The following is a 13,167-nucleotide window of genomic DNA, read 5'->3' on the forward strand; positions in this document are numbered from 1 at the left end:
CTCGCGACGGCGCCGTCCCGCATCGGCCGGCGACCGGCCTCAGTTCTTGGTCTTGTCGACCAGCTTGTTGGCGGCGATCCACGGCATCATCGCCCGCAGCTTCTCGCCGACCACCTCGATGTCGTGCTCGGCGGCGCGCCGGCGCATGGCCTTGAACGACGCCTGGTTGACCCGGTTCTCCAGCATCCAGTTGCGCGCGAAGGTGCCCGACTGGATATCGTTCAGCACCCGCTTCATCTCGGCCCGGACCTCCGGGGTCACGATCCGCGGGCCCGACACGTACTCGCCGTACTCGGCGGTGTTGGAGATCGAGTAGTTCATGTTGGCGATGCCGCCCTCGTAGATGAGGTCGACGATCAGCTTCACCTCGTGCAGGCACTCGAAATAGGCCATCTCCGGCGCGTAGCCGGCCTCGACCAGGGTCTCGTAGCCGGCCTTGATCAACTCGCACAGGCCGCCGCACAGCACCACCTGCTCGCCGAACAGGTCGGTCTCGCACTCTTCCTTGAAGGTGGTCTCGATGGTGCCGGCCCGGCCGCCGCCGATCGCCGAGGAGTAGCTCAGCGCAATCTCCAGCGCGTTGCCCGACGGGTTCTGGTTGACCGCCACCAGGCACGGCACGCCGCCGCCCCGCAGGTACTCGGAGCGCACGGTGTGGCCCGGGCCCTTCGGCGCGATCATGAAGACGTCGATGTCGTCGCGCGCCTCGATGAAGTTGAAGTGCACGTTGAAGCCGTGCGCGAAGGCGATGGCCGCGCCCGGGCGGATGTTCGGAGCGATGTCGTCGCGGTAGATGTCGCCCTGCAGCTCGTCCGGGGTCAGGATCATGATGACGTCGCCCCAGGCCGCGGCCTCGGCCGGGGTCATGACCTTCAGGCCGGCGGCCTCGGCCTTCGGCGCCGAGCGCGAGCCCTTCTTCAGGGCGACGGCGATCTCCTTGCAGCCGCTGTCCTTCAGGTTATTGGCGTGGGCGTGGCCCTGGCTGCCGTAGCCGACGATCACGACCTTCTTGGTCTTGATCAGGTTCACGTCGGCGTCGCGATCGTAATAGACGCGCATGGGTACTCTCCTCTCGGGTCTTGACGCTCTTGGGTCTTGTTGGTTCGGGTCTCGATGGCGGCGATTGGCCGCCGGTTTAGCGGGCGGGCGCCCGCTGGTCCATATGCGGGATGCGCAAAGCCGGTTTCGTCAGTCGTCGCCGCCTGTCTTGCCCTTCCGCCTGGCCGCCTTGCGGCGGACCAGCGGCATCTGGAGATGCGCCCCCCGGGCGATCGCCACGACACCGGTGCGCGACACCTCGACTTCCCCGAGGGCCGCCATCAGGTCGATGAACGCGTCGATCTTCCCGGTGTCGCCGGTCAGCTCGAACACGAAGCTCTCCAGGGTCGAGTCGATGGCACGGGCCCTGAAGGTGTCGGCGATGCGCAGCGCCTCGATCCGGGGCTCGCCGGTCGAGCGGATCTTGACGAGCGCCATCTCGCGGCTGACATGCGGACCCTCGAGCGTCAGGTCGTGGACGTCGTAGATCGGCACCAGGCGCGCGAGCTGGGCCTTGATCTGCTCGATGACCATCGGCGTGCCCGAGGTCACGATGGTGATGCGCGACCGCGCGTTCACCTCGTCGACCTCCGATACGGTCAGGCTCTCGATGTTGTAGCCGCGACCGGAGAACAGCCCGATCACCCGGGCCAGGACGCCGGGCTCGTTGGCCACGAGCACGGCGATGGTATGCCGTTGGATCGGCATGTCGGTTGCAATCACTGGTTCTCTCCTGGAGCGCCGCACCGGACCGGGCGCGCCCTCGACAAGCGTAACGACAGGGACCGGCTTCGGCCGGCGCCGCGCGCGGCGGCGACCGGCCTCAACCCGATCAGACGAGCACCATGCCCTCTTCGGACGTGCGCCGCTCGGCCTGGTCGTCCGGGCCGAGAAGCATCTCGTTGTGGGCCGCTCCCGACGGGATCATCGGGAAGCAGTTCTCGTCCTGCTTGACCATGATGTCCGCGATCACCGTCCGCGGCGTGCGGATCATCTCGTCGATGACGTCGTCCAGCTCGGACGGCTTGGTCGCCCGCAGCCCGACCCCGCCGAACGCCTCGGCGACCTTGACGAAGTCCGGCAGGGCCGCCGAATAGCTCTCGGAATACCGGCCGCCGTGGATCAGTTCCTGCCACTGGCGGACCATGCCCATCCACTGGTTGTTGATGATGAACGCCTTCACCGGGAGGCTGTACTGGCACATGGTCGAGAGCTCCTGGATGTTCATCAGGAAGCTCGCCTCGCCGGCGATGTCGATCACCAGCGCGTCCGGATGCGCGATCTGCACGCCCATGGCCGCCGGGAAGCCGTAGCCCATGGTGCCGAGCCCGCCCGAGGTCATCCAGCGGTTCGGCTCGTCGAAGCCGAAATACTGGGCGGCCCACATCTGGTGCTGGCCGACCTCGGTGGTGATGTAGCAGTCCATGCCGCGGGTCTTCTCGAACAGCCGCCGGATGGCGTGCTGCGGCAGGATGACGTCCGGGCTCGGCCGGTAGGCCAGGCACTTGCGCGCCCGCCAGCCCTCGATCTTCTTCCACCACTTGGACAGCGCCGCGTCGTCGGCCTTGTAGCCCTTGGCCTTCCAGACCGCGAGCATCTGCTCCAGCACGGTCCCGGCGTCGCCGACGATCGGGATGTCGACGGCGACGTTCTTGTTGATCGACGACGGGTCGATGTCGATGTGGATCTTCTTGGCGTTCGGCGCGAAGTCCGACAGCCGCCCGGTCACCCGGTCGTCGAACCGGGCGCCGACGCACACCATCACGTCGCACTCGTGCATCGCCCAGTTGGCCTCGTAGGTGCCGTGCATGCCGAGCATGCCCAGGAACCGCTTGTCGGAGGCCGGAAGCGCGCCCAGGCCCATCAGGGTCAGGGTCGCCGGATAGCCGGTCTTGTGCACGAACTCGGTGAACAGCTTCGAGCCCTTCGGCCCGGCGTTGATCAGCCCGCCGCCGCCGTAGAAGATCGGCCGCTTCGCCTTGGCGATCAGCTCGACCGCCCGCTCGACCGCACCGCTGTCGCCCTTGACCTGCGGGCGGTAGCTCTTGGTCTCGACCTGGCTCGCCTCGACGTAGGGACAGTCGGCGAACAGGATGTCCTTCGGCAGGTCGATCACCACCGGGCCGGGCCGGCCGTGCGAGGCGACGTAGAACGCCTCGTGCATGACGCGCGCGAGCTGGCCCGGCTCCTTCACCAGGTAGTTGTGCTTGGTGCAGGGCCGGGTGATGCCGGTGGTGTCGGCCTCCTGGAACGCGTCGTTGCCGATCAGGTGGGTCGGCACCTGGCCGGTCAGGCACACGATCGGGATCGAGTCCATCAGCGCGTCGGTCAGGCCGGTCACCGCGTTGGTGGCACCGGGGCCGGAGGTGACCAGCACCACGCCGACCTTGCCGGTCGAGCGGGCATAGCCCTCGGCGGCGTGCACCGCCGCCTGCTCGTGGCGGACAAGGATGTGGCGGACCGCATTGGTCTTGAAGAGCTCGTCATAGATCGGCAATACCGCCCCGCCGGGATAGCCGAACACGACTTCTACGCCCTGGTCCTTCAACGCCTGGAGAATGATCGCCGCGCCCGACATTGTCGTAGGCGCCGCGGTGCGACGGGGGGATGAACTGCGGGGATTAGCCACCGTTCCGCTCCTTCTGCTGCGATCGGGCGTCCCGCCGTCGGTTCGAGTTCTCGGCGGGCCGGATCAGGGTTGAAGACAGACGCGGCGCGGGGGTTACCCGCGCCGGCCGCCGGAAACTAGTCAGTCACTCCTCGGGCGTCAACACAAGTTCGCGAACTTTCGAAAAGATTTCCTCAAAGCCGCTTTCCGAAAATTGCGCATCGGCCCGCAGGTCGGACTGGAACTGATGGCGGAACCAGGTGCGCTGGCGCTTGGCATACTGCCGGGTCGCCACCACCGCATTCCGCGTCGCCTGCTCGAGGGTCGCCCGGCCCTGCAGATGCGCCAGGAGCTCGGGGACGCCGATCGCCTTCATGGCCGGCAGCGCCGGGTCGAGCCGGCGCGCCGCCAGCCGCGCGACCTCCTCGACCGCGCCGGCCGCAACCATCGCCCGGAACCGCCGCTCCACCGCCTCGGCCGAGGCCGGGCGCGGCGGGAACAGCAGCACGCGACGGAAGGTCAGTCCCGCCGGCAGCGCCGGGACGTCGGCCTGCCAGTCCGACAGCGCCCGGCCGGTCGCCGTCGACACGGCCCAGGCCCGCTGCAGGCGCTGACCGTCGCCGGGGAACAGGCGATCGGCGGCCGCCGGGTCCAGGACCCGCAGCTCGTCGCGGAACGCCTCGCCGCCCAGCCGGGCATAGCGCGCCGCCGCCGCCTCGGCGACCGCGGCGGGGACCGGCGGAATCTCGGCAATGCCTTCCAGCAGGGCCCGCAGATAGAGGCCGGTGCCGCCACACAGCACCGCCGGCCGTTCGTCGGCACGGGCAGCGGCGATCTCGGCGAGCGCGGCTTCCCGCCAGCCGGCCACCGAGCCGCGCTCGGCGGCATCGAGCACGCCGTACAGCCGGTGCGGCACCCGCGCCTCGTCGGCCGGCGACGGCCGTGCGGTCAGTATCCGCAGGTCGCGATACATCTGCATGGAGTCGGCATTGATCACCACGCCGTCCAGGGCCTCGGCGAGCCGCAGCGCCAGCGCCGACTTGCCCGAGGCGGTCGGACCGGCGACGACGAGGACGGGACAGGGGCCGTGAGCGCTGGACATGCGCCCTGCCGCTACGCCATAAGGCGGCGCCATGCAACATGTCCTCACCCTAACGACCGACCCGTTGGCCCGCGCGCTCGCCGCCGGCCATGCCGCCACTGCCGCCGAGGCCCTGCGCCGGGCCGGCGCCGCCGTCGGCGAGACCGACTGGCTGGCGCCCGACGTCGCGCTCGACCTTCCGTTCGACGGGATCCCCCTGGGCGCGGCCCTGGCTGCGGCGCGCGCGGCGCTCGCCGACCGGCCGGTCGACGCCAACGCCCAACCGGCCGTCGGCCGCCGCAAGCGGGTCCTGATCGCCGACATGGACTCCACCATCATCACCTCGGAATCGCTCGACGAACTGGCGGAGTACGCCGGCCTGAAGGACGTGATCGCGGCGATCACGGCGCGCGCGATGCGCGGCGAGCTGGAGTTCGAGGCCGCCCTGACCGAGCGGGTGGCGATGCTGAAGGGGTTGGCGGAATCCACTATCGACGCCGTGCTGGCCCGCATCGAGATCACCGCCGGGGCGGCCGCCCTGGTCGCGACGATGAAGGCCCACGGGGCGTATTGCGCCCTGGTCTCCGGCGGCTTCACGCCGGTCACCGGCGCGATCCGCGCCCGGCTCGGCTTCGACGAGGACCGCGCCAACCGGCTGGAGATCGACGAGGGCGCCCTCACCGGCCGGGTGATCCTGCCGATCCTCGGGCGCGACGCCAAGCTCGCAGCCCTGCGCGAGGTGACCGGCCGGCAGGGCACGGACCCGGCGGACGCGGTGGCGGTCGGCGACGGTGCCAACGACCTGGCGATGCTGCAGGCCGCCGGCATCGGCGTCGCCTTCCGCGCCAAGCCGGCGGTCCGGGAGGCCGCCGGCTTCCGGATCGACCACGGCGACCTCAGCGGATTGCTGTACCTGCAGGGCTACCGGGAGTCCGACATCGAGGCCGCGCTCGGCAGCCCGGTCTCCTGAAATCCGGTACCCCGAAACGAGAACGGCGCCGGTCCGAAGACCGGCGCCGCCTCACACTCCGCAAAACAGGGCCTACGGGGGGCGGGGGGATCAGCCCTTGTCAATGCGGAGCGCAACGAAACGCTTCTCGCCCTGTCGCTCGATCAACAACAGAACGGACTTGCGACCCTTTTCCGTCGCGGACTTCACGCCGCGATCGACATCATCAGGGGAACGAACCTCATCCTGTGCGACCTCGACGATGACATCGCCCGGGCGGAGACCCTTCTCGCCGGCGGTGCCGGCCGGGTCGACCTCGGTGACGACGACACCTTCCACCTGATCGCCTATGGAATATTCAGCACGCAATTGCGGCGTCAGCGTGGCGAGTCCAAGGCCAAGCGAGTCCACCCGGCCGAAATCGCCCTTGGCCGCGGGCGGGGTTTCCGGCTCCTGCTTGAGGCTGGCCTGCTCGGCCGCTTCCAGTTCCCCGAGCTTGGCGGTCACATCCACCTGCTTGCCGTCGCGCCAGACCTGCACGCTGACGGTCTTGCCGACCTCGGTCTCCGCGACGATCCGCGGCAGCTCGCGCATCTCCGAGACGTCCTGGCCGGCGAAATTCAGGATCACGTCGCCGGCCTGGATGCCGGCCGCCTTGGCGGGACCGTCGGGCGTCACGTCGGCGACCAGCGCGCCGCGCGCGCGGTCGAGGCCGAGCGATTCCGCGACCTCGTCGGTGACCTGCTGGATCCGCACCCCGAGCCACCCGCGCCGGGTGCGGCCGAACTCGCGCAGCTGACCGACCACGTTCGAGGCGAGCTTCGAGGAGATCGCGAAGCCGATGCCGATCGAGCCGCCGGACTGCGAGAAGATCGCGGTGTTGATGCCGATCACGTCGCCGTCGAGGTTGAACAGCGGGCCGCCGGAGTTGCCACGGTTGATCGAGGCGTCGGTCTGGATGAAATCGTCATACGGACCCTGACCGATGTCGCGGCCGCGCGCCGACACGATGCCGGCGGTGACCGTCCCGCCCAGCCCGAACGGATTGCCGATCGCCACCACCCAGTCGCCGACCCGCAACTCGTCCGAGTTGCCGAACTTGACGTGCGGCAGATCGCGACCGCCGGAATCGATCTTCAGGATAGCCACGTCGGTCTTGGTATCGGTGCCCAGCAGCTTTGCCGGGAACTCGGTGTCGTCGGACAGTCGGACGGTGATCTCGTCGGCGTCGGCGATCACGTGGTTGTTGGTCACCACGAGCCCGTCCGCCGAGATCAGGAAGCCCGAGCCCAGCGACTGCGCCCGCCGCGGCTGCTGCGGCTGGTTGCCGCCGTTGCGCTCGAAGAAGTCCTTGAAGAACTCCTCGAACGGGGAACCCGGCGGGAACTGCGGCATGTCCATGCTGGGGCCACGGTCCTGGACCGTCTGGGTGGTCGCCACGTTGACGACCGCCGGCAGCAGACGCTCGGCCAGATCGGCAAAGCTGCTGGGCGGAGCCTTGGCGATCGCCGGTGCCGTCACCGGAACCACCAGCGCCAGCGCCAGCACCGCCGTCATACCCAGGCGTGCCGCCGAGCGCAGCATCGATCCGTGACCGGCCCCCTCGGCCGCGTTTCGAACCAGAACCGTCATCGGGTGTCTTCCTCTCCTCGACTCAGGACAATCGCGTGCCGCGGTCGGATACCTGAAAAGGTGGTCATCGATCGGCGGCAGTCAACGCCGCCCCCTCTGCGAACACCGTACTGTTACAGGTTACTCCAATGCCCGACGATTGCGGCGGCGATTTGACGGGCCGTCAGCCGCGGATCAGCCACAGCGCCACGACGCCGATGGCTGCCGCCAGCAGCCCCGCCGCCCGCAACGTCGAGTCCGGCATGGTCATCGCGGCCTCCAACGCCCGTCGCATGACGGTGGGGAACCCGGCATACAGCACCCCCTCGATCACCAGAACCAGGGCGAACGCCGACAGCAGATCCTGCACGGCGCCGTCCCCGGCTCACTGCCCGGCGGGTGGGGTCTCCGATCCCGGCTGACCGGTCATCGAATTGAAGTAGCGGAAGAAATCACTGTCCGGCGACAACACCATGGTGGTCGTGTCGCTGTCGGTGATCGCCGTCCGGTAGGCCTGCATCGACCGGTAGAACGAGAAGAAGCTCGGATCCTTGCCGAACGCGTCGGCGTAGATCTTGATGGCCTCGCCATCGCCCTGGCCGCGCAGGGTCTCGGCCTGCTTCTGGGCCTCGGCGACGATCACAACCCGCTGCTTGTCGGCGTCGGCCCGGATCTTCTGGGCCTGCTCGAAGCCCTGGGCGCGGAACTCCTTGGCCTCGCGCTCGCGCTCCGATTTCATGCGGTTGTAGATGTTCTCACGGGTCTCGTCAGGATAGTCGGCCCGCCGCAGCCGCACCTCGATGATCTCGATGCCGAGGCGCTGCGCCGGTCCGTTCACCTCGGAGCGGATGTTGGCCATGATCCCGACCCGTTTCTCGGACAGGATGTCGAACAGGGTCTGGCTGCCGAGCACCCGGCGGAGCGACGAGTTGATGATCGCCGACAGCCGGGCGCGGGCCTCCCGTTCGGTCCGCACAGCCTGGAAGAACAGCAGCGGGTCGACGATCCGGTAGCGGGCGTAGCTGTCGACATCCAGGCGCTTCTGGTCCGACAGGATGACCTGCTGCTTCGGCGGATCGACGTCCAGGGCCCGGCGCTCGTAGAACACCGCGTCCTCGATGAACGGGATCTTCAGCTGAAGTCCCGGATCCTGGATCTGGCGGCGCGGCTCGCCGAGCCGCAGGACCAGGGCCTGCTGGGTCTGCGAGACGATGAACATCGAGTTCACGGCGACGATGCCGAGCAGGATGACGACAACGCCGATGATGGCGAGTGTGCGGTTCATCAGTTGCCCCCCTGCTGAGTCGGACGCGCCGTGCCGGCGTTCGGCTTGCTCATGCGCTTCTGGACCTCCGGCAAGGGCAGATACGGCACCACGCCGTTGCCGCCGGCGCCGTCGTCGATGATCACCTTGTTCACGTTCCTCAGCACCTCCTCGAGGGTCTCGAGATAGATGCGCTGGGTGGTGATGTCCTTGGACTGGCGATAAGCCTGATAGACCGAGTCGAAGCGGTTGCCGTCACCCTGCGCCCGGTTCACGACCTCCTGGCGGTAGGCGTCGGCCTGCTCGACGATCTGCGCGGCCTCGCCGCGGGCCCGCGGCACCACGTCGTTGCGGTAGGCCTCGGCCTCGTTCTTCAGGCGCTCCAGGTCCTGCTTGGCGCGCGTGACCTCGTTGAACGCGTCGATGACCTGGCTCGGCGGGTCGACCTCCAGCAGCTGGACCTGCCGGACTTCGATGCCGGCGCCGTACTCATCCATAAGCTTCTGCAGTTGGACCTGCGATTCGCTCTCGATCGGTCCGCGACGGTCGGTCAGGGCGTCCTGGATCCGGGTGCCGCCGATGATGTCGCGCATCACCGCCTCGGCCGCGACCTTCACGGTCTGGTCGGGATCGCGCAGGGTGAACAGGTATTTGGCTGCGTCGGCGATCCGCCAGAACACCACGAAGTCGATGTCCACCAGGTTCTCGTCCCCGGTGATCATCTGGCTCTCCTCCGGCACGTCGCGGCTGCCCGAGGAGCGCGCCGAGCCGTCACCGCTGGACCGGAAACCGATTTCGATGCGGTTCTCGAGCGTCACGTTCGGCAGGTAGACGTCGCCGATCGGCGACGGCCAGTTCCAGTGCAGGCCCGGCTCGGTCGGCAGACCGGTGAAGCGCCCGAACACCATCTCGATGCCCTGCTGGTTCGGCTGCACGCGGTACAGGCCGTTCGCGAACCACAGGCCGACAAGCACCAGGATTCCCAGGATGACCAGCTTCGGGCCCCCGAATCCGCGCGGCAGCATGCCGCGGAACCGCTGCTGGCTCCGGCGCAGCATGTCTTCGATATCCTTGGGGTTCGGGCCGCCACCGCCGGGGCGTCCCCAGGGTGAATTGCCACGTCCTCCGCCGCCGGACCCGCCGCCCCCCCAGGGCCCCTGTCCGCCGCCGCCCTGATCGCTCCACGGCATCCCGTTATCCTTTCGTCCGCACCCAGACCGTCGGGCGGCTTAGCATGCGCACCTCGCGTTGCAAAGCGGAGCCCGACGCTCTATGTCCCCGCTCGCGGGGGCTCATCCCCCGTCGTGGACGGGCATATCGTCGAAATCGTGGGGATTTCAAGAATGGCAACGGTTTCTGAGCAGACGATCCATACGGCGCTGGCCTCGGTCGTCGACCCCGAAGGGGCTGGAGCGCTCCGCGATCTGGCGACCGTCTCGGGTCTCGTCGTGAAGGACGGCAACATCGGTTTCGCGCTCGAGGTCGACCCGGCCCGGGGCCCGCAGCTCGAGGGCCTGCGCAAGGCCGCCGAGGCGGCGGTACTGGCGCTCGACGGCGTCACGTCGGTCACCGCCGTGCTGACCGCCCACCGCGCCGGCGGCCCGCAGGGCGGCGGGCGTGGTGGTGCGGCGACCCGGCCGGCGCAGCCGCAAGGCCACGGCCATTCACACGGCCAGGGACATGCGCATGGCCAGGCCCAGGGCGCGATGCCGGCCCGCCCCGACATCGCCGGAATCCGCTCGATCGTCGCCGTCGCTTCCGGCAAGGGCGGCGTCGGCAAGTCGACGGTGGCGACCAACCTGGCGCTCGGTCTGGCGATGCAGGGCCTGCGCGTCGGGCTGCTCGACGCCGACATCTACGGCCCGTCGCTGCCCCGCATGATGGCGATCCGCGACAAGCCGCAGTCCAAGGACGGCAAGACCCTGATCCCGCTGGTCAATCACGGGGTCAAGTGCATGTCGATCGGCTTCATGGTCGCCGAGGACACCCCGACCATCTGGCGCGGGCCGATGGTGATGAGCGCGCTCGAGCAGATGCTGCGGGACGTCGAGTGGGGCGAGCTCGACATCCTGGTGGTCGACATGCCGCCGGGCACCGGCGACGCCCAGCTGACCATGGCGCAGCGGGTGCCGCTGACCGGCGCCGTGATCGTCTCGACCCCACAGGACATCGCCCTGCTGGACGCCCGCAAGGGGCTGAACATGTTCCGCCGGGTCGACGTGCCGGTGCTCGGCATCGTCGAGAACATGAGCTATTTCCTGTGCCCGCACTGCGGCGAGCGCAGCGAGGTGTTCGGCCATGGCGGCGCCCGCCAGGAGGCCGAGCGGCTGGGCGTGCCGTTCCTCGGCGAGGTGCCGCTGCACCTGGCGATCCGCGAAGCCGGCGACGCCGGCACCCCGATCGTGGCGGCGGCACCGGAGAGCCCGCAGGCCACCGCCTTCGCGGCGGTCGCCGACGCGGTCTGGCGCGACGTCGCCAGGCGCCTGGGCGACACCAGCCGGCAGCAGCCGAAGATCGTGTTCGAGTGAGCGGTCAGCGGGCCCGCGCGTAGTCGACGAAGCTGAAGGCCGGGCGGCCGTCCTCGGCCGGATGCGGCTCGCGCGCGGTCTCGCGCCACATCCGCGGATCGACTTCCGGGAACAGCGCGTCGCCGGGCGGCTCCGCTTCGACCCAGGTCAGCCGCAGGCGATCGGCGAGCGGCAGCGCCTGGGCATAGATCTCGCCGCCGCCGCCGATCACGATCTCCTCGGGCGCGCCGGTCCGGGCCATCTCGAGCGCCGCTTCCAGCGACGCGGCCGTCTCGGCGCCCTGCGCCGACCACGAAGGGTCGCGGGTCACGACGATGATCCGGCGCCCCGGCAGCGGCCGCCCGATCGACTCGTAGGTCTTGCGGCCCATCACCATCGGCTTGCCGACGGTGATGGCCTTGAACCGCCGCAGGTCGGCCGGCAGCCGCCACGGCAGGTCGCCGGCGGCGCCGATGACATGGTTGCGGGCGACGGCCGCGACGACGACGATGGACGGCATGACGAACTCCAGCTTGTCGGCAGGGCGCCAGGATCGGCGGCCGAGCCGTTGGACGCAAGCCGCATGACCGAGCCTGCGAGCGAACCGGCCGACCTGACCGCCAAGGCCCTGCGGGAAGCCCGCGCCGGCCGGCGCCATGCCGCCCTGGCGCTGCTGGATCGGGCCCTGGCGGCGGCGCCCGACGCCGTTCAGGCGCGCTATCTGCGGGGCCTGCTGCGGCTCGAGGCCGGCGATCCGGGCGGTGCCTCGGAAGACCTCGAGCGGGCCGCCGCGTCGCTGCCCGACGCAGCCCCGGTCGCCGCCGCCCTGGGCTCGGCCCGGCTGCGGGCCGGCGATCCGGTTGGCGCCGACGCGGCGCTGCGGCGCTCCCTGCTGCTGCTGCCGGCGCAGCCCGACGCCCTCGCCAGCCATTCCGGCTGCCTGATCGCCGGCCTGGCGTTCGCGCCCGGCGAGCGCTCGGCGGCCCGGGCGCTGCTGCTCGCCCCCGGTCATCCGCAGGCGATCGGCAACCGGGCCGAGGCACTGCATCACCTCGGACGGCCCGAGGCCGCCCTGGCGGCCCTGGATACCCATGCGACGCGCGGTGACGCCGCTCCGCAGCTGCGGCTCAACCGGGCCGTAACACTGCTCGGCCTCGAGCGCTGGTCCGAGGGCTGGCCGGCCTACGAGGCGCGACTGGACCCGACGATCCCCGACCACATCCGGCGTCGCCACCGGCTGCCGCGCTGGACCGCGGAGGCGGCCGGCCGGCCGGTCGCCGTACTGGCCGAACAGGGCATCGGCGAGCAGATTCTGTTCCTGCGCTTCCTGCCGGCCCTGGCCGCCCGTGCGCCGGTCGTCGCCGTCGAGCTCGACGGCAAGCTGCATCCCCTGGTCCGGCGCAGCCATCCGGCGCTCCCGTTGGTCGCCGCCCGCCGGTTCCGCGACGTGCACGGACCGCTGGCCGACGAACGCGCGGTCATCGCCACAGCGGCGGCGGCGGCCGTCGAGATCGCCTCCCTGCCGGCGGTCCTGGGAAGCCCGTCGCCGGCCGGAGCGGAGGCCCCGCCCTACCTGGCCGCCGATCCGGACCGGGTCGGCGCGCTCAGAACGGCACTGGCGGAACCGGCGCACCGGCTGGTCGGCGTCTGCTGGCGCAGCAAGAACGCCGCCTTCGGCGGGTTCAAGAGCACCCGGCTGGTCGACTGGGCGCCGATCCTGCGGGTTCCCGGCGTCACCTTCGTCAACCTTCAATACGGCGACGTCGCCGCCGAGATCGCCGAGGCCGGCCAGGCCGCCGGCCGCGAAGTGCGCACATCCGACGTCGACCTTTTCGACGACCTGGACGGCGCCGCCGCCCTGGTCGCCGCCATGGACCTGGTGATCACCACCGGCTCGACCACCGCACAGCTCGCCGGTGCCCTCGGGGTCCCGACCTGGGTGCTGCTCAGCCGGGGTCCCGGTCTGATGTGGTACTGGGGGCACGGCGAGCGCACGCCCTGGTACCCGACGATGCGGCTGTTCCGTCAGACGGCGCCGGGCGACTGGCTGGCACCGGTGGCCGCGGTCGCGGCGGCCCTGGCCGACGCCCCCTGAACGCCGGGGCCCCG

Annotated in this window: 12 protein-coding genes; 3 read left to right on the forward strand and 9 right to left on the reverse strand. The window is 70.1% G+C overall.

Going from position 1 to position 13,167, the window contains the following annotated elements:
• Positions 1 to 39 precede the first annotated feature (39 nt).
• The 4 genes from ilvC to miaA all read right to left on the reverse strand — a co-directional run bounded on the left by ilvC (position 40) and on the right by miaA (position 4,748).
• A complete protein-coding gene (ilvC, locus tag RIC31_RS07370) occupies positions 40 to 1,059 on the reverse strand; it encodes a ketol-acid reductoisomerase (protein WP_350104718.1) in 1,020 nt (339 codons plus the stop codon).
• Between the two features lie 129 nt (positions 1,060 to 1,188).
• Positions 1,189 to 1,746: an acetolactate synthase small subunit gene (gene ilvN, locus RIC31_RS07375; RefSeq protein ID WP_350104781.1), complete on the reverse strand. Its 558-nt coding sequence runs from the start codon at positions 1,744 to 1,746 to the stop codon at positions 1,189 to 1,191.
• 124 nt (positions 1,747 to 1,870) lie between these two features.
• The gene (locus RIC31_RS07380; protein ID WP_350104719.1) at positions 1,871 to 3,667 is read right to left on the reverse strand and encodes an acetolactate synthase 3 large subunit; all 1,797 of its coding nucleotides are present in this window, start codon (positions 3,665 to 3,667) and stop codon (positions 1,871 to 1,873) included.
• Between the two features lie 124 nt (positions 3,668 to 3,791).
• Positions 3,792 to 4,748: a tRNA (adenosine(37)-N6)-dimethylallyltransferase MiaA gene (miaA, locus tag RIC31_RS07385; RefSeq protein WP_350104720.1), complete on the reverse strand. Its 957-nt coding sequence runs from the start codon at positions 4,746 to 4,748 to the stop codon at positions 3,792 to 3,794.
• A 31-nt stretch (positions 4,749 to 4,779) separates the two neighbouring features.
• Between miaA and serB the strand changes: the two genes are divergently transcribed.
• Positions 4,780 to 5,697 carry a phosphoserine phosphatase SerB gene (gene serB / locus RIC31_RS07390; protein WP_350104721.1) on the forward strand — a complete coding sequence of 306 codons (918 nt, stop codon included), beginning with the start codon at positions 4,780 to 4,782 and terminating at the stop codon, positions 5,695 to 5,697.
• Between the two features lie 90 nt (positions 5,698 to 5,787).
• On the opposite strand, the gene RIC31_RS07395 is transcribed toward serB, so the two are convergent.
• The 4 genes from RIC31_RS07395 to hflK all read right to left on the reverse strand — a co-directional run bounded on the left by RIC31_RS07395 (position 5,788) and on the right by hflK (position 9,741).
• Positions 5,788 to 7,233, reverse strand: coding sequence for a DegQ family serine endoprotease (locus RIC31_RS07395; protein ID WP_350104783.1), 1,446 nt, complete (start codon positions 7,231 to 7,233; stop codon positions 5,788 to 5,790).
• Positions 7,234 to 7,471: 238 nt separating this feature from the next.
• A complete protein-coding gene (locus RIC31_RS07400) occupies positions 7,472 to 7,657 on the reverse strand; it encodes a DUF2065 domain-containing protein (protein ID WP_350104722.1) in 186 nt (61 codons plus the stop codon).
• Between the two features lie 15 nt (positions 7,658 to 7,672).
• Positions 7,673 to 8,572, reverse strand: a complete 900-nt coding sequence (gene hflC / locus RIC31_RS07405; protein ID WP_350104723.1) for a protease modulator HflC — start codon at positions 8,570 to 8,572, stop codon at positions 7,673 to 7,675.
• Positions 8,572 to 9,741, reverse strand: coding sequence for an FtsH protease activity modulator HflK (gene hflK / locus RIC31_RS07410; RefSeq protein ID WP_350104724.1), 1,170 nt, complete (start codon positions 9,739 to 9,741; stop codon positions 8,572 to 8,574). The genes hflC and hflK overlap by 1 nt, the downstream gene beginning before the upstream one ends.
• Before the next feature lie 153 nt (positions 9,742 to 9,894).
• Between hflK and RIC31_RS07415 the strand changes: the two genes are divergently transcribed.
• Positions 9,895 to 11,079, forward strand: a complete 1,185-nt coding sequence (locus RIC31_RS07415; protein WP_350104725.1) for an Mrp/NBP35 family ATP-binding protein — start codon at positions 9,895 to 9,897, stop codon at positions 11,077 to 11,079.
• A gap of 4 nt (positions 11,080 to 11,083) precedes the next feature.
• Here RIC31_RS07415 and RIC31_RS07420 read toward each other — a convergent pair whose 3' ends face one another.
• On the reverse strand, positions 11,084 to 11,578 hold the full coding sequence (locus RIC31_RS07420; protein WP_350104726.1) for a dihydrofolate reductase: 495 nt from the start codon (positions 11,576 to 11,578) through the stop codon (positions 11,084 to 11,086).
• Positions 11,579 to 11,641: 63 nt separating this feature from the next.
• Here RIC31_RS07420 and RIC31_RS07425 point away from each other — a divergent pair, with 63 nt between their 5' ends.
• Positions 11,642 to 13,153 (forward strand): hypothetical protein, encoded by a 1,512-nt coding sequence (locus RIC31_RS07425; RefSeq protein WP_350104727.1) that lies wholly within the window; start codon positions 11,642 to 11,644, stop codon positions 13,151 to 13,153.
• Positions 13,154 to 13,167 lie beyond the last annotated feature (14 nt).

This window comes from Thalassobaculum sp. (genome assembly GCF_040219615.1).
Classification (GTDB): domain Bacteria; phylum Pseudomonadota; class Alphaproteobacteria; order Thalassobaculales; family Thalassobaculaceae; genus Thalassobaculum_A.